Here is an 18,382-nt window from a genome sequence, read left to right on the forward strand (position 1 = left end):
AATGACCGAATTCTTAATTTAGTCATTCATCAATGGGAGGAAAACAGCAATGAATTTAATTCGGAATCAATGGAAAGACATTGTGACGAGCAAAAAACTACTGATCCCGATTTTAGCTGTCTTATTTATTCCACTGATTTATAGTGGTGTATTTTTAAAAGCTTACTGGGATCCATATGGTACAGTTGATCAATTACCTGTAGCGGTTGTCAACTTGGATGAAGGCAGTCATTATGACGGCAAAACCCTTCAAGTGGGCGATGATTTAGTGAAGGAATTGAAGAAAAACGATAGTTTTAAATGGCATTTTGTTGATAGTGAAGAAAAGGCCATCAAGGGGTTAAATAACGAAGACTATTATCTCGTCGTCGAGATTCCGAAAGATTTCTCGAAAAATGCGAGTACAGTACTAGACAAACATCCGAAAAAATCGAATCTGAAATATTATACGAATCCAGGCGCAAACTATGCTGCGTCTCAAATTGCGAATAACGCCATTATCAAATTAAAAGATTCGGTTTCAAAGGAAGTCACAGAAAATTATGCAGAGGTCATCTTTGATAACTTCAAAACGATTGCAAAAGGATTAGATCAAGCAAGCGATGGAGCGAAGAAAATTGATGACGGAACAAAAAGCGCAAAAGACGGTAGCCAAAAGTTAAAAGACAATCTGGCGAAATTGGCAGAAGGAACGTTAACGTATAGCGAAGGTGTTCATCAGTTTGCAGGAAAAATGGGTGAACTGAACACTGGAATTCAATCTCTTGATAGCGGTCTTGGTCAGCTCTTAACAGGCTATCAAACGATTGATCAGAAATTTGGTGAGCTTGGCACAGGCATTGATACATTGACTGAAGGGTTAAACACAAGCCGTGAAGGACATGAGCAGCTTTCTTCTAAAATGCCGCAATTCACAGCAGGCATTGAGCAGCTGAACAATAAAGCACAGTCATTTTCAGAAAAAATCGCTGCTGTGGAGAAAGTATTGTCTTCACCTGAATTAGCGAATCTTGAAAAGATGGCGCCTAAGATTGATCAGGTGAAAGAAGATGCAAAAACGTTTAGTACCAAACTTGCTTCTTTAAAAGAAGCATTATCTAATCGAGATGCAAAAGTAAAAAGTATTATTCAAAACAGCTCGATGACAGATGAAGAGAAAAAGGCGGCAATGGATCAGCTAGACAGTCTTCCTACAATCGAACTGCCTGATTTGTCTGGTCTTGAGCAAAGCTTAGCGGCGCTGCAGGAACTGCCTGACGCAAGTGAAGTTCAGTCTGCGGTTGCATCTGCAAAAGCACAGCTACAGCAAGTCAAGAAGCTGCCAGAGAAAACAGAACAGCTGTATACATCGACAGTCGCCATACAAAATGCGATTGATCAAATGACATCCGGTACGAATAAATTGTATCAAGGTGCACTGAAGCTTCAAACGGGCCAAGGGAAATTACAAGATGGCCTGCAAACAGCAAATGGAAAGCTTGATACAGCGAAAAGTGGTGCGGATAAACTGGCAAACGGTTCAAGCCAGCTTAGTGCAGCATTGAATAAACTAGAAAGTGGATCAGCGAGTATCCAAAGCAACTCATCTAAACTGGCTGAAGGGTCAAAATCCCTTGATAAAGGATTAGGTGACTTAAAAAGTGGGACTGGAAAGCTTTCTGATAAGCTAAAAAGCGCTGCAGATGAAACAGGAGACATTGATGCGGGGCAGGACAATTACAATATGATTGCAAGCCCAGTCAAAACAGAGAATGATACAGCGAAAAAAATTGATAACTATGGAACAGGGCTCACACCATATATTTTATCAATGGGACTCTTTGTTGGAGCTCTTATGCTGACTGTTGTATTCCCAATGAAAGATCCTGCAGGACGACCTAGAAATGCGTTTGAATGGTTTGTCAGCAAATATAGTGTGCTTCTCTTAGTCGGTATCTTGCAGGCAGTGATTGCAAGCTCCATGCTGATCTTTGGACTTGGACTTGAAGTGGAAAGCCTCTGGCGCTTCTATCTCTTTGCAATCATCGTCAGTCTGACATTCCTAGCGATCATTCAGCTTCTTGCGACGACGATGGGGAACCCAGGACGCTTTATTGCCGTCATTATCTTGGTTCTTCAGCTTGCAGCAAGTGCGGGTACATTCCCGCTTGAGCTTGTACCAAAATTCTTCCAAGTCATTCACAGTCTGCTTCCAATGACGTATACCATCAACGGATTTAGAACGATCATTGCAAGCGGTGATAACAGTTATTTATGGCACCAAGCAGCAATTCTTGGAACAGTAGCCATCATCATGATGGCTGCAACAACAGCATACTTTGCTTGGAACATAAGAAAAATGAAACAAGAAGAAGCTTAATCAAAAAAACCTTTCTCTTTCATGAGAAAGGTTTTTCTATTAGAAATTAGACATCAGGAACCCGAAGCGATATATTTTAAGAAGGATGCTGAAAAAAGGCATGCTTGGAAAGAATTTCTTTTAGATGAAGGAGGATATGCCGAATGACAACGGAAGTAAATGAAACGATTCAGCTTATTCAAAAGCTTGTGTCGATCCCAAGTCCATCAGGAAATACTGAGAAAGTGATTGGCTTTGTCGAACGTTTTTTACAAGATTTAAATATTGAAACGAAGCGAAATCGAAAAGGCGGATTAATTGCCACCCTAAAAGGAACAGATGACAAGGAACACCGCATGCTGACAGCACATGTCGATACGCTCGGTGCGATGGTCAAAGAAATTAAATCAAATGGCCGGCTGCGTCTTGCACTCATTGGAGGCTTTCAATATAACTCGATAGAAGGCGAGTATTGTGAAATTGAAACAGTAACAGGCCGTACATACACAGGTACCATTCTGATGCATCAAACGTCCGTTCACGTATATGAGGATGCTGGAAAAGCGAAGCGAAATCAAGAAAATATGGAGATTCGCTTAGATGAGAAAGTGAAAAATGCAGACGATGTGCAAGCACTTGGCATTCAAGTAGGAGACTTTATCTCATTTGATCCTAGAGTGGAAGTGACATCTTCAGGTTTTATTAAATCAAGACACCTTGATGATAAGGCAAGTGTGGCGTTGTTGCTGAGATTGATTCACCGCATTCAAACAGAGAACATCACATTGCCGCATACGACACATTTCTTAATTTCAAATAATGAAGAAATCGGATACGGTGGGAATTCGAATATCCCGGAAGAAACGGTGGAATATTTGGCTGTTGATATGGGAGCCATCGGTGACGGTCAATCAACTGATGAATACAGTGTGTCAATATGTGTGAAGGATTCTAGCGGTCCTTATCACTATGGTCTGCGCAAACATTTAGCCGCATTAGCTGAGGCAAATAAGATCGATTACCGCCTTGATATATACCCTTATTATGGTTCAGATGCGTCAGCAGCGATTCGAGCAGGGCATGATATCATTCATGGACTGATTGGGCCTGGCATTGACTCTTCGCATGCCTTTGAAAGAACCCATGAAGACTCATTGATTCATACAGCCAATCTACTGTACCACTATGTTCAAAGCAAATTAATCACAGTATAAAAAAAGAACCCCGATCGCGGGGTTCTTTTTGATTAGCTTGAAAGTTGTGTTGGCTCAGGTACATCTTGTCCAGTCATCACGCGGTGTCCTTTTTCAGGGTCATATTGCCCTTCCCATTTAGACATCACGACAGCTGCAAGTGCATTACCAGTTAAGTTGACAACGGTTCTTGCCATATCCATGATACGATCAACACCTGCAATAAAGGCTAGACCTTCAGCAGGAACACCGATCGTTCCAAGTGTTGCAAGTAATACGACAAAGGATGTACCAGGAACGGCAGCCATTCCTTTTGATGTCACCATCAATACAAGGATTAGTGTGAGCTGCTGTACGATCGTGAGGTCAATGCCATATACCTGCGCTAAGAAAAGCGCCGCAATGGCTTGATACAAGACGGAGCCGTCCAGATTAAACGTATAACCAATTGGGATAACAAAAGAAACAATTCCTTTTGGACACCCGATGCGCTCCATTTTATCCATGACTCTCGGTAAAACTGTTTCAGAGCTGGATGTACTAAAGGCGAGAAGCATTTCGTCTTTCATGTAAGCAAGAAATCTGAAAATATTGACGCCAATCATCTTTCCAATAATTCCGAATACAACGATAAGGAAGAGAGCGAGCGCAAAATAAACAAGACCTACGAGCTTACCTAATGAAACAAGAGATTCAAGACCAAATTTTGATACTGTCACACCAATGAGCGCGAAAACACCAAATGGTGCAGCTTTCATCACAACATTGACGACATGGAACATCGCATGTGACACGCCTTCAAAGAAGGCGAGTACTGGTTTGCCGCGTTCACCAATCGCTGAAACGCCAAGTGCGAATAATACAGTGAAGAAAATAATCGCAAGCAAATCACCTTCGGCCAATGATTGGAAGAAGTTCGTCGGAACGATATGAAGGAACGTATCAGCAACTGATTTACTGCTTTGTTCTTTTTCCGTTTCAACATACTGGCTAATATCCTGTTTTTCTGTATGTCCAAAGTCAACGCCTGCACCTGGTTGAACAAAGTTCGCAAGCACAAGACCAAGGATGATCGCAAACGTTGTGATAATTTCAAAATAAAGAATGGTTCTAAAACCAAGCTTCCCTACTTTTTTACCATCACCCGCACCTGCAACACCTAAAATTAAGCTAGATACGACAATCGGAATGACAATCATCTTAATGAGTCGTAAGAAGAAGTCTCCAATTGGTTTTAAATATGTCTCAACACCAGGGTTACCGAAAAAGATCGCACCAACCACGACACCGAGAATAAGACCGATTAGGATTTGAGTAGCTAATCCAAATTTTAATTTTTTCATAGATTTCCTCCCTAACATATTCATTAAAGGAATATTCCCATTATATTAAGTTTTAATATATGAATTAAAGTATAACTAAAATTAAAGAGGTTCGTCCACGATTAAATTATATTAAGAAAATACAAAATTATTTGAAAAAATGGACACTTCGAACCCCCTTCGTTGTTTTAAGTCAATAAAAAGTGCCTTCCGAACTAAAAGTCATCATATGAAAATACTAAAAAACCCTTCTGTACCAAGGGTTTTACCTTTTTACCTATTTATCAGAAAAAATAAAAAGCACTTTTGACTCCAACTGACGAAGGAGGAAAAAAGTGCTTTTTTTGTTCTATTTATTTCCTTATTTAAGATAACTTACTTGTGAGCATTCCTCACATTCATTACCGTAACACTCGTGCTGTTCCATTAAATCATTTCCACATTTTGTGCATTTTTTTGAAGGCAAATTTCTAAAAAACTCAGTGATTTTTCCTAGCATTTGTCATCCTCCAATACGTTTTATTGTTATCATTGTATTATAACAGTTTGATAATTGTCAATCTGTTTTGTAACAATAGGCAAGAAGAATGCTTTTTTTATGAAAAATGGGTATATTGTAAGAAGGGGATTTTTTGAAAAGGAGGAAATATGACGATGAAATTAACCGTGATTGGCTGCTACGGAGGATTTCCAGCAGCAGGTGAAGCCACATCAGGTTATCTTTTTGAATCAGATGGTTTTCGTCTGCTTGTTGACTGCGGGAGCGGAGTTCTGTCAAAGCTTCAGCAATACATTGATATAGAAGAACTAGATGCTGTACTCCTTTCTCATTATCATCACGATCATATTGCAGATATCGGACCTCTCCAATATGCGAAGCTAGTGGGTTATCATTTAGGAAAAAGCAGTGGTCCGCTGACGATCTACGGACATACCGGGGATCAAGCAGCATTTCAGCGGCTCTCTGATGATGTACATACAAAGACAAAACCTTATCACCCGGAAGAGGGCATTCAAATCGGACCATTTCAAATTGATTTTTTGAAAACGGTTCATCCGGCAGAATGCTATGCGATGAGAATTCAAGCAAATGAGGCTGTGGTGGTGTATACAGCTGATTCCAGCTATCACGATGCATTTATCCCTTTTAGCAAGGATGCAGACTTACTTATTGCCGAAAGCAACTTTTACGCCGGACAAGACGGATCGGGTGCAGGACATATGAACAGCACTGAAGTAGGGAAGCTGGCAAGTGAAGCAAATGTTGGAGAGCTTATCATCACCCATCTGCCTCATTTCGGTCGGCATAAAGACCTAGTCAATGAAGCACAGGCGTTATATACTGGCAATATACAGCTTGCCCAATCAGGGCTTAGATGGAACAAGGAAGGAAGATAGAGATGCTGTTTATCGATAACGAGCAACATTATGACCCAATGATTAATTTAGCAATTGAAGAGTATTGCTTAAAATATTTAGATCCAGAAGAAACGTATTTGCTGTTTTACATCAACCAGCCATCCATTATTATTGGAAAGAACCAAAATACAATAGAAGAAATCAATACAAAATATGTGGAAGAAAATGGCATCAAAGTCGTTCGTAGGTTATCTGGCGGTGGTGCAGTTTACCATGACAAAGGAAACTTGAACTTCAGTTTTATTACAAAAGACGATGGGGACAGCTTTCATAACTTTAAAAAATTCACCGAGCCAGTCATCAAAGCGCTTGAAAAGCTTGGCGTCAAAGCGGAATTAAGCGGCAGAAATGACATCATGGCAGATGGGCGTAAAATTTCGGGGAATGCTCAATTTGCTACACGAGGACGTATCTTCAGTCATGGCACCCTATTATTTGATTCAGAAATCGAACATGTTGTCTCGGCATTAAATGTGAAGAAAGAAAAGATCGAATCAAAAGGCATTAAATCCATTAGAAGCAGGGTTGCGAATATTAGTGAACTGATGGATCAAAAGATGACAACAGAAGAATTTAGAAAAATTCTTTTAAGCTATATTTTTGACACGAACGGAGACGTGCCTGAGTATCAGCTGACAGAAAAGGATTGGGAGAAGATTCATGAGATTTCTCGTGATCGATACCAAAAATGGGAATGGAACTACGGCCGTTCACCTAAGTTTAACTTGCAGCACTCTAAGCGTTTTCCAGCTGGATCGATTGATCTTCGATTAGAAGTGAAAAAAGGCATCATTCAAGACTGCAAAATTTTTGGTGACTTCTTTGGTGTAGGGGATATTGCTGATATTGAGAAACGACTCATTGGGCAGCAATATGATCGCAAAACCATTAGTGATGTATTAGAAGACATGGATATGCGCCATTATTTTGGTAACGTATCAAAAGAAGATTTTCTGGATTTGATTTATTAAGCAAGGACAAGCACGGCTAGAGATAGCGGTGCTTTTTCTAATGAAAGAGATGAAAGCGGTTTACATTTGATCTTGTGAATTTTTTCGATTGTCTATTATAATAGAAAGGAGGAATGTTTGGTCATAAAATGAATGGCTATTCATTCATTGATGAAGTATAAGGGGTGGGAGAATGGATTTGATCAAAAATCTTGAGCAGACTGCGATGACCAAGGGAGAGAACGTCGCACTGATCTTTGAAGGGAACAAGTGGACCTATCAAGAACTGATGACAAGTATCGAACGTTTTGCAGATGGTTTAGTGAGCGAAGGGTTTCAAGCGGGAGATCATATCGCGCTGATTTTAGGAAATTCACCGCATTTTGTGATTTCATTTTTTGGTGCATTAAAGGCAGGACTTGTTGTTGTACCTGTCAATCCAACATATACGCCAAGTGAAATCGGCTATATGCTGGTCACTGGTGATGTAAAAGGGATTGTTGCACCGGATCAGCTTCTGCCGATATACGAGCAGGTGTATGAACAGCTTCCAGCTATTGAACGAGTCATTATTTGTGCACAAAATGAATCTGCGTGCAGGTCAAGTTTAAAAGAAGTTTCTGATCGTCTTGTTTTCTTCGGAAAGCTTGTGTCTGGAGATGCGCCGGAAACTGAGCATCCTTCCATACAACCTGACGATACGGCCGTTATTTTATTTACATCTGGCACAACAGGAAAACCAAAAGGGGCAATGCTCACTCATGTTAACCTATATTCAAATGCAAGAGACATTGCGGAGTACCTGTCAATTGATGAGAAGGACAAGGTGATTGCTGCATTGCCGATGTTCCATGTGTTTTGTTTGACCGTCTGTATGAATGCCCCCTTGATTCATGGAGCGACCATCTATGTCCTGCCGCATTTCAGCCCATCAGAGCTTTTACGAATGATGGAGAAAGAAAAACCAACGCTATTTGTTGGTGTTCCAACCATGTATAACTATTTATACCGTCAGGACGGTCATGAGGAAGCGATGAAGTCGGTGAGGATTTGTATATCAGGCGGTGCGTCCATGCCTGTTGCTTTACTTCACGGTTTTGAAGAAAAATTCGGTGTCACGGTGCTAGAGGGCTATGGATTGTCAGAGGCTTCCCCAGTGACGGCATTCAATCCCCTTGATGGAAAAAGAAAACCAGGTTCAGTCGGAACTGATATTATGAATGTGAAAAATAAGATCGTGAATGAACTTGGAGAGGAAGTTGGACCAAACGAAGTCGGAGAACTGATCGCAAAAGGGCCAAACATTATGAAAGGCTATTATCAAATGCCAGAAGACACAGAAGCAGCACTGAAAGATGGCTGGCTGTACACAGGAGATTTGGCAAGGAGAGATGAAGACGGATATATTTATATCGTCGATCGAAAAAAGGATATGATTCTCGTAGGCGGGTATAATGTCTATCCAAGAGAAGTAGAAGAAGTGCTTTATCAACATGAAGCTGTAGCAGAAGCCGTTGTCATCGGTGTGCCCGATCCAAACACAGGAGAGGCTGTTGTCTGTTACATTTCCCCTAAGAAACATGCTCACATCAATCAAGAAGACATCATCACACATTGTTCACGCTATTTGGCGAAATATAAGCAGCCCCAAACGATCCATTTCATTGATGATATTCCAAAAAACACGACTGGTAAAATTTTAAGAAGAGCGCTAAAGGATAAGTACCAAGCAGAAACAAGTAAATAAAAAAAGAGTCTCTTCTTATGAGGAGGCTCCTCAGCGTGTAGACAAACCCTCGCATTCTTTGTCAGTCCTGCGTGCTTGGTTCACATTCGCTCCGCGCCTCCTAGACTGCAAAGGTTTTCTATCACGCTGAAAAGAAGACAAGGGGATAAAATCAAGTTCATTTTATCCCTTTGTCAACAATCTAGGGAGTCTCTTATGAAGAGGCTCCTTTTTGAATCGCTTCTTGTACCTGTTTTCGAAAGGAATTTGACTGTTTTTGATTTAATTCATAATAGGTGCCGTCTACTAAAAAAACAACTTGAGAGCGGTTGGTCCATAGCTGAAAAGAAGTGCCATTTGTCCGTCCGAACATGACCTTGGCAATATAATCTGGCTTCTTTACATTCTTTTTGAGATGGCTGCTTGTTTGTTTCCCTTTGTTTAATTGTTCAATTAGATCCTCAGTTGTATCTTTATCATCTATTTCATAAGAAATGGACTGGTTCGTCGGTGAAAGCAATAATTTCTCTGCTCGATTTTCATCGAAGATGTCACTTGTCCGGCTGAACACATAAAAGAAGGTAATCAGTAAAAGCCCAAAGATCACAATTCCTGCAAGGATTTTCTTCATGATGAACCTCCAACTCACTTTTTTATAGCTAGTTTCTCCGATTTTTGAACAGCATAATCATTTTTTTCACTCAAGCTTTTTCAGATAGGGCATGCTATGATGGAGCCACATGAGACAGGTTCTAAACAAAAACGTGCGTGATTACAATAGAGAGAGAAATGGAAAGGAGGCTGACCAGTGCGAGTACGCAAATGGGTAGCTCTTGCAACGGTAGCATACATATTGTACGGTCTTTTTATTTATTCTTACTTATTTCTAATGGGGGATTCATCTGTCCCTGACAGTGTGAAAGGGACAAGTGCAGACCCGCATACATTTATGACAAGCAATGAGCTTTTGATCAGTGGAAATTACTCGAACATTCGTAACCTGTTGTACTTTATGACAATTCCTTTAGATTGGTATGTCTTTTTCCTTTTGCTCATTTCAGGGTTTTCAAGGAAATTAGCAGATTGGAGCTTGGCAGCAGCTCGTTTTCACCTTGTGAGCAAACTTGTGTATGTGTTTGTGCTGTCACTTTTGACGATGCTGATCACATTGCCAGTCAAGTGGGTGAGCTACCAGTTGTCCTTGTACTACGGCGTTTCAGCACAAAGCACGGCAAGTTGGCTAAAAGACCAAACGCTTGATTTTTGGATTCAATATCCACTGCTTGTTCTATGCGCGATTGTGTTCTTTTGGCTCATTCAAAAGAAAAGGAAATATTGGTGGCTGTATGCTTGGTGTTTAACCGTTCCAGTTACACTGTTTCTCTTCTTTATACAGCCGGTCGTTATTGATCCACTCTACAATGATTTTTACCCATTGAAGGATCAAGCGCTTGAGAAAAAGATATTAACTCTTGCAGAGAAAGCAAACATTCCAGCAGATCATGTATATGAAGTCAACATGTCAGAGAAAACAAACACGATGAATGCTTACGTCACAGGAATTGGTGAAAATAAGCGTATTGTTTTGTGGGATACGACACTTCAAAAGCTGAAAGACCGTGAAATCTTATTTATCATGGCGCATGAGATGGGACATTACGTGATGAAGCATGTGTATATCGGTTTAGCAGGATATTTAGTGCTGTCTCTGGTTGGATTTTTTGCCATTGACCGTTTTTATTTTTCCCTTTACCAAAAAGGCGCTTCTTCATTTCGTCTGAAGGCACCACATGATGTTGCTGCTCTTCCACTTCTGTTGATCATTGTATCTATGCTGTCATTTGTTGCTTCTCCTTTTACAAATGCTGTGTCAAGGCATCAAGAACGTGCAGCTGATGAATACGCCGTGAACTTGACGAAAGATGGAGAGGCGGGGGTGACGTCATTTCAAAAGCTTGCAAAATCAGGGCTTTCCCAAGTCAATCCGCCACTTTTAGTGAAAATATTCCGCTATGGACACCCGACGATGATGGAGAGAATCATCGATATGGAAAAAGCCGCAAAAAAAGAGGAAACATCGAAAAAGCAATAAATAAAAAATCCGGCTCAGTTCGCCGGATTTTTTTGTCACACTTATTTTAGTTAGAAGCCGCTTGAACGTTAATTAATCCTTTTCCATAATAGAACGAATTACCAAGCGGTGTTGCCGTATTTTCTAAGCGCTGACGAACCTGAGACGTTGATAGATTCGGATACTTAGAAAGGATAAGCGCTGCTGCTCCTGCTACATGAGGAGATGCCATTGATGTTCCCGTATAAGACGTATATCCACTGCTTGGTACTGTACTTAAAATCGATGTACCAGGTGCAGAAACATCTAATTCAGGACCTGCGCTAGAAGACGAGTTTCTGACATTGTTGCTGTTCACGTTGGCAACAGCAATTGTAGAGTCGTATTTTGCAGGATAGCCTACGGTGCTAGTAGAGCCAATTGAACCTGAATTCCCTGCTGCGGCAACGACAACTACTCCGCGGTTATTCGCTGTGTCTACAGCATTTTTAAGCGCTGTGGAGCCGTTTGGTCCGCCTAAGCTCATATTGATGACATCCATGTTATTGGCAACAGCCCATTCAATACCGCTGATAATCCAGCTGTATTGTCCATCTCCGTTTCGATCTAATACTTTAACGGCATACAAGGAGGCGCTTGGCGCAACCCCAAGAACACCAATCGTGTTATCAAGGGCAGCAATGGTTCCGGCTACGTGAGTTCCGTGTGATTGAAAGTCTTGTGTGGCATTTGGCTCTGAAGGGACGAAGCTAGCACCGCCTGCAACATTTAAGTCAGGGTGTGCGGCGTGGATTCCAGTATCAAGGACAGCTACTTTGACGTTAGCACCTTTATAACCTTGAGCGTGTACGGCTGGAGCTTTGATTTGAGGGATACCATAAGGGACGGTTTGGGCATATGCTTCTGCTTTGTGGTCTTCTTCTACATAAGCAATGCTAGGGTCGTGTTCAAGTTTTTTTGCGGCTTGTTCAGACATCTTCACTTGTGCAGCATTAATGAGGCGGTATTGTTTTTCTAATTTCCCACCATTTTGTGTCACTGCTTGTTTCTTAGAGCTGTTTGTGGTGGCAGAAGCTTTAAAGCCAACGATATAGCTTTTTTCGCTTTCTGACTTTGAGGCAGTCTCGGCATTTGCCATCGAGCCTCCAAACCCTGCTGAAAACAGAAGAGGGACAGCCAATAAAACACTTGTCATCACATTTTTCTTTTTCACGCACATTCCACATCCCTTTTTCTTATTTCAGAATAATCATCCGTAGTCTATTAGAATGATCCGTTTGATTATTCTGTATTTTCAGTTTAATAGAGATAGGCAAATAAGAGTAGGCCCGAATTTTTGTGGAAGTCCTAGCGAAAAATAGGGAATTAAGTCGCTTGGAAATGATGGTAAAATATGTTTATTCTATATTTCCAACGGTTTCCTATTAAAAAGGAATCGTGCTTTTTTTCTCATGATCCATTTGAGGATAAACATTCGATACCCGAAATGCCATAAAATAGGTAGAAAAGGCTATCATCTATTTCGAATTTCGATATAAAAAAATATTATTTTATCATTGTTTTTGACATGAAAAAGAACCTGCTATGAAAACAGGTTCTTTAAGAAGGGGCAGATTGTGTTAAATGGCTGACCACGTTGTAATCGTTCACCTTCCATTCACCATCTGTCCATTCCACATAATTTAAGCAGGCATTCTCAAGTCTTGTATCCTTAATACCCATATGTTCGTCAGCTAGTGAGGTGAGTAAGGCATGGATGGCAGCACCGTGTGCTACGATTAGTACCCGTTGATCTGGGTAGGTTGCTCTCACTTTTTCAATACCTTCTAGCATTCGATCTTGAAGTGCCGATAATGGTTCCATATTTGGATACTGTTTATTCGGAAACAGTTTCTGACGTTCCTCAAATGACATGCCTTCAGCGTCGCCATAGTCACGTTCAATAAAATCGTCCATGATCACGAGCGGTGCATGTACATGCTGTAAAATCAAATGAGCTGTTTCTTTTGCCCTTGATAGCGGACTGGAAATGACAACATCCCAGTGGGCATCTTTTAAGTAAAGACCGGTTTGTTCCGCTTGCCATTTACCAGTGTCATTTAAAGGGATATCTGTTCGTCCTTGAATTCGTTTCGCTGCATTCCAATCGGTTTCACCGTGTCTGACTAGGCAAATTGCTGTCAATCAAATCCCGCCTTTTCTATCTTTTCTTCTATTATACTAAAACAGAAGAAGAATGACTGGATCAGTGATTTGTCAGACTCGTTAAGGATTCGACCGAACTTGCCACTTGGGACACAGTTTGTTTGACTTCTTTCAATTCGTTTAGGAATGTTTGCAAATCTATTTCAATTTTTCCGTTTTGGTTTTTGCTTAAGTTCATGCTGCTGACGATATCATCGAATAGCGAGTTGATTTGGGTCATTTTTTCTTTACTGTCTGTCACAAGTAAATTCACATCAGCAATATGCTGTGACACAATGGCGATTTGTGAATTTGTGTTGTTGACGAGCTCAGATACAGTTGAAACCGTTTTCTTTGTATCCTCTGATAATTTGCGAACCTCATTTGCAACGACAGCAAAGCCTTTGCCATGTTCACCTGCTCGAGCTGATTCGATTGAAGCGTTTAAAGAGAGTAAATTCGTTTGCTCCGCAATACCTGTGACGATCCCAAAAATTTGTTCAATTTGTTTCGCGATTTCTTCTAAGCGTTTAATTTCTGTTTCAATCTTTGTCATACTGCCGTCAATTTGGTTCATTTGCGTCTGCTGAATTTCTAACTCTTTTTTACCGCCAATTGATTTCTCTTCAACTTGTGCAGAAATCTTTGTGCCAGCCTGTGACATATCCGCCATCTCATCAGATTTTGATACAAGTTTGTCCACTGCATTTGTTGTGTTTGAGAAGAGAGAAGCAAGTGAATTAGATGTTTCTGTAATTTTTGTATGAAGCTCTTTTTGCTGTAGTTCTGCTTCATCACGAACTTTAGAGTATTCATTTTGGAACGTATCTAGGACAAGCTGCTGCTCTAGATTTAAAATTTTCGTCGTCGCTTTCACTGCCGTCTGATATTCTTTGAAATCTTGGATATGCTGGGCAAATAAATCCATTATGGATAGCAATAGGTCTTGGAAGGCTGCCATATACCATTTAGGTTGAAGTCCAATTCTTAAATGAACTTGTGCAATTTTAATTCTTTTGGCCACATAAGATTCGTCAATCACACCGGCAAACATTTCACTAATATGAATGCGTAGTGTTTTCTTTAGACGCTCGACTGAGCTGTTATCTTGAATGATGTGCATCAAGGAAGACTCGACTTCTAGGTTTTTATAAAATTTATCGACGATATGTTCAATTTCATCTTGAACGATTGGATTCAGCTGTTTCAAGATAAAAAGGTCTTGCTGCGTCAAATCAATCATTTTAATTTGTTTGGCAATGTCCGTATTCTCCGGAAAATTGATTCGTTTTATCCCATCATCCTGCTGTGTGAAAAAAGCAGTGTTTTTCTTTTTACTCTCTTTTTTAAATAACAATGTGTTTGTCCCCCCATAATCATCACAAATATCAGACTTTATGTTTTTTATCGGATAATTTTGGTTTTATTAAAGGGAAAACAGTGAAATTTTACTGTTCTTTATATGACCTTTTCAGTGGTTTTTTAGCCGGACCTTCTACTACTTCTCCCGTAATGGAGAAGCGAGACCCGTGACAAGGACAGTCCCACGTGCGGTCACTATTATTCCACGCGACTTCACAGCCTAAATGAGTACAGGTTGTATCGACAAGAAAGATATCGCCGTCCTCTGACTTAAATGCGCCACATTTTTTATGCTCATAAGACACAATCCCGCCTTCACCCGGTTTTAAATCATCAATTGTTTGATCAGCTCGTTTTAATTTACCGCTGATTAGCTTCGCTGCAACATTGGTGTTTTCTTTGATAAAGTCTTTTACGAATGCGTCTGACACGAGTCTTGATGGAGTAAAGATGGATTCGTAAGGATTCGATTTTCCTTCGATCAAATCTCCGATCAGTGTCGCTGCTACGTGGCTTGTGGTCATGCCCCATTTTCTAAAGCCTGTTGCCACAAAAATATTCGAATGATGTGATGTCAGGCGGCCAATGTAAGGGATTTGATCCATTGTGACCATATCATGCGTGGACCAACGGTAAAGGACTTCCGTTATGCCAAGGGTGGTTTCTCCAAACTTTTCTAGTGCTTCATAGTGTGCGGATTCATCTCCGCCTTGTCCGGTTTTATGGCCTTGTCCACCGATGAGCACGACATCTTCTCCATGGAATTTCGCCGTTCTTAATGAATGGGCAGGCTGATCAATTCCTAAGTACATGCCGTCTGGAAGCGGTTTTTTTGTTTTGGCTGCGACGACATAAGATTGCTCAGGATGGATTCGTGTGAAATACAGTCCTTTGCCATCGTAAAAAGGAAAGTGTGAGCATGAAATGATAGAGCGCCCCATCAGATGATGACCACTTTTTGTGATGACAGCAGGGTGTTTTCCTTCTTTTACATCGACTGCCGTTGTCTGTTCAAATATGCGCACGCCTCGGTCAATGAGCTGATCGATCAGTGCATGAAGATAATGAAGAGGATGAAATTGTGCTTGCTGCGTCATGGCGAGGGCTACCTTGATGCCAGCATCAAACGGGAGCGCTGTTTTCCATTCGCGATCGATACCGAGCTGTTTGTACGCATCTAATTCCTTCCTTAACTTTTTGACGCCGTTTTCTTCTGTTGTATAAAGGTAAGCATCTTTTACCTCAAGCTGACAATCAATGTCATACTCTTTCACACGTGCTTGGATGAGCTCCTTTGCTTTTTCATTTGCTTCTACATATAAACGGGCTTTCGGCATACCAATATGCTGAATCAGCTCATGATAGTACACATCATGCTGGGAAGTAATTTTCGCTGTCGTATGTCCAGTGGTTCCTTGCAATACTTGATCAGCATCTATGATGATGACATCCAGTCCGCGTTCTGTCATTTCAAATGCAGTAGCGATACCGGTAATACCGGCACCGACAATGATGACATCTGCTGTAAGATCTTCGCTGACAGTAGGAAAAGAGGGCTTCTCACTATCAGCTAGCCATAACGACTTTGCTTGTTCCGATCCTTTATGTTCTTGTTCCATGTTGTCGCCTCCAGTCACTTATTGTGTATAATTTTTCCACGATGCTGAAAATCATACATTTTAGTGAAAACAAGAGCGAAATACATAAAAAAATGAGCAACACATAAAAATAAACGAGATAAAAAGGAAGGAGTGGACTGACGTGTCAACAAAGCAGCCAAAGAAAACGTTACCGCCTCAGCATCAGAACGAACGTCCAGGACTTGAATATAAAATGAACCCTAGACCTATCTTTGATCGAGAGGTGCAAGGCAAAAAGCTGACAGGGAAAACGGCGATTGTCACAGGTGGAGACAGCGGGATTGGAAGAGCAGTATCTGTCTTATTTGCGAAAGAAGGAGCCAATGTAGCGATTGTTTATTTGAATGAACATCGTGATGCGGAAGAAACGAAGGACTATATTGAAAAGATGGGAGGCCGCGTCATTTTAATATCAGGTGACCTAGGGGATGAAGCTTTTTCAAACGAGGTCGTCAAACAAACAAAAGATGCTTTCGGTTCGATTGATATTTTGGTCAACAACGCAGGTGAACAGCATCCGCAAAAAAGCATTGAACAGATTACCTCTCACCAGCTTCTTCGGACATTTCAAACGAATATATTTGCCATGTTCTATTTAACAAAAGCGGTGCTCCCTCATTTAACGAAAGGAAGCAGTATTATTAATACAGCATCGGTCACTGCTTATAAAGGTCATGAAACCTTAATTGATTATTCATCGACAAAAGGGGCGGTTGTAACGTTTACAAGGTCATTATCTCTATCTCTTATCAAACAAGGGATTCGGGTAAATGGGGTAGCGCCTGGACCGATTTGGACACCGCTGATTCCATCCACATTTACGGAAAAGGAAGTGTCTGAATTTGGTGGAGATGTCCCAATGGAGCGGCCTGGTGAGCCAGTAGAGTTAGCACCGAGTTATTTATTTTTAGCGAGCGAAGACTCTTCTTATATGAATGGACAAATGATTCATGTGAATGGCGGAACCATATTAAATGGATAAAAACAAAAAACTTGCGGTAAAGAGACAAGTTTCTGTCTCTCTGCCGCAAGTAAAATCATCATGATTGATGTAAGCAATGTTCTGCATATTGAGCTGACAGGTCATTAAAACGCTTTTCATCACGCTGATCTAGAGCCTTGTCAATCTCTTCTCTAAGGAAGGTTAAGCGCTGTTTATAAAGCGCCTCATCTAAAACCATTTGAATATAAATGTCTAAAATAGTAACGCCATTCTCTTCGGTTTTTTGGGTGTTGCGGGACTTCATGAGCTCAGCATACGTTTTTTTCTCTTTCATAAAGAATCCCCCCGATGCCTTTTTTATAGTATATGGATTGGCGGAGAAAAAATCAACAAGAATTTATAATTTTTAGACAATTTATTTTTGAGCCATATCGACACCCCTTGTCCAGTCGACAAGATGCGATATATCTTTAAAAATGGCTTTTAGATAGATCGAATGTACTAAATAACATGATAAAAAGATAATTTTAAATAAATATTGAAAAAATCCTGTCGTTTCTTATACGTTGGTGATAGATTAATAGTATCTAAAATAACCAAAAATTAACACAGGAGGAAATGAAGTGTCAGGAATTAGTGAAACACCATTAGATTCATACGTCATTAATCAAACAACAATGGCGGTCCTTCCGGTTGAAGAAGGAAAACGAGTATATTCAAAAGTGATCGAAAGAGAGACAAGCTTTTACGTTGAATTAAAGCCGCTGCAAATTATAGAACGCAGTTGCAGGTTCTTTGGCTCAAGCTATGCAGGCAGAAAAGCGGGAACATATGAAGTAACAGGTATATCACACAAGCCTCCCATCGTGATTGACTCATCCAATCATCTGTATTTCTTCCCAACCTATTCATCCAACCGCCCTCAATGCGGATGGATCTCCCACAAATACATTCATATCTTTCAGGAATCATCCCTCGGAGACACGGTTGTTACTTTTACAAATGAGCAATCGGTCAAACTAGATGTCTCATATAAGTCATTTGAGAGTCAGGTACACCGAACAGCGTATCTCCGAACGAAATTTCAAGATCGACTTGATGGAGGTCTTCCTAAGAAACAAGAATTTATGCTGTATCCAAAGGAACAGCAGCTCAACCTTGTGTATGATTTTATCTTAAGAGAACTTCGTAATCGTTATTAGTGAGAGACCAGCGGCAGACAGCCGCTGGACTG

At 40.6% G+C, this 18,382-nt stretch carries 15 protein-coding genes and 1 pseudogene; 8 read left to right on the forward strand and 8 right to left on the reverse strand.

The annotated features are described in order from the left end of the window. The first annotated feature begins 49 nt into the window (after positions 1-49). Together NSQ64_RS05740 and NSQ64_RS05745 are read left to right on the forward strand one after the other, a co-directional pair. Positions 50-2,359 (forward strand): YhgE/Pip domain-containing protein, encoded by a 2,310-nt coding sequence (locus NSQ64_RS05740; protein WP_341015499.1) that lies wholly within the window; start codon positions 50-52, stop codon positions 2,357-2,359. 143 nt (positions 2,360-2,502) lie between these two features. Beyond that, positions 2,503-3,552, forward strand: a complete 1,050-nt coding sequence (locus NSQ64_RS05745) for a M42 family metallopeptidase (RefSeq protein WP_024720001.1) — start codon at positions 2,503-2,505, stop codon at positions 3,550-3,552. A gap of 32 nt (positions 3,553-3,584) precedes the next feature. Here the strand turns inward: NSQ64_RS05745 and NSQ64_RS05750 are convergent, their stop codons facing one another. Together NSQ64_RS05750 and yhfH are read right to left on the reverse strand one after the other, a co-directional pair. After that, positions 3,585-4,874 (reverse strand): cation:dicarboxylate symporter family transporter, encoded by a 1,290-nt coding sequence (locus NSQ64_RS05750; RefSeq protein ID WP_008348850.1) that lies wholly within the window; start codon positions 4,872-4,874, stop codon positions 3,585-3,587. Between the two features lie 340 nt (positions 4,875-5,214). Then, entirely contained in the window at positions 5,215-5,352 is a 138-nt protein-coding gene (gene yhfH, locus NSQ64_RS05755) for a protein YhfH (protein ID WP_008359029.1), read from the reverse strand. Positions 5,353-5,507: 155 nt separating this feature from the next. Between yhfH and NSQ64_RS05760 the strand changes: the two genes are divergently transcribed. From NSQ64_RS05760 to NSQ64_RS05770, 3 genes are all read left to right on the forward strand, one after another. Next, positions 5,508-6,251 carry an MBL fold metallo-hydrolase gene (locus NSQ64_RS05760; protein WP_341015502.1) on the forward strand — a complete coding sequence of 248 codons (744 nt, stop codon included), beginning with the start codon at positions 5,508-5,510 and terminating at the stop codon, positions 6,249-6,251. A 2-nt stretch (positions 6,252-6,253) separates the two neighbouring features. Further along, a complete protein-coding gene (gene lplJ / locus NSQ64_RS05765) occupies positions 6,254-7,243 on the forward strand; it encodes a lipoate--protein ligase LplJ (RefSeq protein ID WP_341015505.1) in 990 nt (329 codons plus the stop codon). Positions 7,244-7,415: 172 nt separating this feature from the next. After that, positions 7,416-8,969 (forward strand): fatty acid--CoA ligase family protein, encoded by a 1,554-nt coding sequence (locus NSQ64_RS05770; protein WP_024720003.1) that lies wholly within the window; start codon positions 7,416-7,418, stop codon positions 8,967-8,969. 193 nt (positions 8,970-9,162) lie between these two features. Here NSQ64_RS05770 and NSQ64_RS05775 read toward each other — a convergent pair whose 3' ends face one another. After that, on the reverse strand, positions 9,163-9,579 hold the full coding sequence (locus NSQ64_RS05775) for a hypothetical protein (protein WP_007497192.1): 417 nt from the start codon (positions 9,577-9,579) through the stop codon (positions 9,163-9,165). 177 nt (positions 9,580-9,756) lie between these two features. Between NSQ64_RS05775 and NSQ64_RS05780 the strand changes: the two genes are divergently transcribed. Next, positions 9,757-11,040, forward strand: coding sequence for a M48 family metallopeptidase (locus NSQ64_RS05780; protein ID WP_341015508.1), 1,284 nt, complete (start codon positions 9,757-9,759; stop codon positions 11,038-11,040). Between the two features lie 46 nt (positions 11,041-11,086). Here the strand turns inward: NSQ64_RS05780 and NSQ64_RS05785 are convergent, their stop codons facing one another. From NSQ64_RS05785 to NSQ64_RS05800, 4 genes and pseudogenes are all read right to left on the reverse strand, one after another. After that, complete coding sequence (locus tag NSQ64_RS05785) at positions 11,087-12,232, reverse strand: serine alkaline protease SapB (protein ID WP_045034875.1); 1,146 nt, start codon at positions 12,230-12,232, stop codon at positions 11,087-11,089. Between the two features lie 386 nt (positions 12,233-12,618). Beyond that, the gene (locus tag NSQ64_RS05790) at positions 12,619-13,203 is read right to left on the reverse strand and encodes a histidine phosphatase family protein (protein WP_025207047.1); all 585 of its coding nucleotides are present in this window, start codon (positions 13,201-13,203) and stop codon (positions 12,619-12,621) included. Positions 13,204-13,264: 61 nt separating this feature from the next. Next, a pseudogene (locus NSQ64_RS05795) lies at positions 13,265-14,572 on the reverse strand (globin-coupled sensor protein); the annotation flags it as partial. A 79-nt stretch (positions 14,573-14,651) separates the two neighbouring features. Continuing rightward, entirely contained in the window at positions 14,652-16,184 is a 1,533-nt protein-coding gene (locus NSQ64_RS05800) for an FAD-dependent oxidoreductase (protein ID WP_268381648.1), read from the reverse strand. A 142-nt stretch (positions 16,185-16,326) separates the two neighbouring features. Here NSQ64_RS05800 and NSQ64_RS05805 point away from each other — a divergent pair, with 142 nt between their 5' ends. Next, complete coding sequence (locus tag NSQ64_RS05805) at positions 16,327-17,187, forward strand: SDR family oxidoreductase (protein WP_041507499.1); 861 nt, start codon at positions 16,327-16,329, stop codon at positions 17,185-17,187. A gap of 58 nt (positions 17,188-17,245) precedes the next feature. On the opposite strand, the gene NSQ64_RS05810 is transcribed toward NSQ64_RS05805, so the two are convergent. Next, entirely contained in the window at positions 17,246-17,482 is a 237-nt protein-coding gene (locus NSQ64_RS05810; protein WP_008348804.1) for an IDEAL domain-containing protein, read from the reverse strand. A gap of 289 nt (positions 17,483-17,771) precedes the next feature. On the opposite strand from NSQ64_RS05810, the gene NSQ64_RS05815 reads away from it, so the two are divergent. Beyond that, positions 17,772-18,350, forward strand: a complete 579-nt coding sequence (locus NSQ64_RS05815) for a competence protein ComK (RefSeq protein WP_017366958.1) — start codon at positions 17,772-17,774, stop codon at positions 18,348-18,350. The last annotated feature ends 32 nt before the right edge of the window (positions 18,351-18,382 follow it).

The sequence above is a fragment of the Bacillus sp. FSL W8-0183 genome, from assembly GCF_038006825.1.
Lineage (GTDB): Bacteria > Bacillota > Bacilli > Bacillales > Bacillaceae > Bacillus > Bacillus altitudinis.

Bases quoted from the DNA above. Each gene is read 5' to 3' on its own strand.
- NSQ64_RS05740 (WP_341015499.1), top strand. From the start codon at position 50: ATGAATTTAATTCGGAATCAATGGAAAGACATTGTGACGAGCAAAAAA.
- NSQ64_RS05745 (WP_024720001.1), top strand. From the start codon at position 2,503: ATGACAACGGAAGTAAATGAAACGATTCAGCTTATTCAAAAGCTTGTG.
- NSQ64_RS05750 (WP_008348850.1), bottom strand. From the start codon at position 4,874: ATGAAAAAATTAAAATTTGGATTAGCTACTCAAATCCTAATCGGTCTT.
- yhfH (WP_008359029.1), bottom strand. From the start codon at position 5,352: ATGCTAGGAAAAATCACTGAGTTTTTTAGAAATTTGCCTTCAAAAAAA.
- NSQ64_RS05760 (WP_341015502.1), top strand. From the start codon at position 5,508: ATGAAATTAACCGTGATTGGCTGCTACGGAGGATTTCCAGCAGCAGGT.
- lplJ (WP_341015505.1), top strand. From the start codon at position 6,254: ATGCTGTTTATCGATAACGAGCAACATTATGACCCAATGATTAATTTA.
- NSQ64_RS05770 (WP_024720003.1), top strand. From the start codon at position 7,416: ATGGATTTGATCAAAAATCTTGAGCAGACTGCGATGACCAAGGGAGAG.
- NSQ64_RS05775 (WP_007497192.1), bottom strand. From the start codon at position 9,579: ATGAAGAAAATCCTTGCAGGAATTGTGATCTTTGGGCTTTTACTGATT.
- NSQ64_RS05800 (WP_268381648.1), bottom strand. From the start codon at position 16,184: ATGGAACAAGAACATAAAGGATCGGAACAAGCAAAGTCGTTATGGCTA.
- NSQ64_RS05810 (WP_008348804.1), bottom strand. From the start codon at position 17,482: ATGAAAGAGAAAAAAACGTATGCTGAGCTCATGAAGTCCCGCAACACC.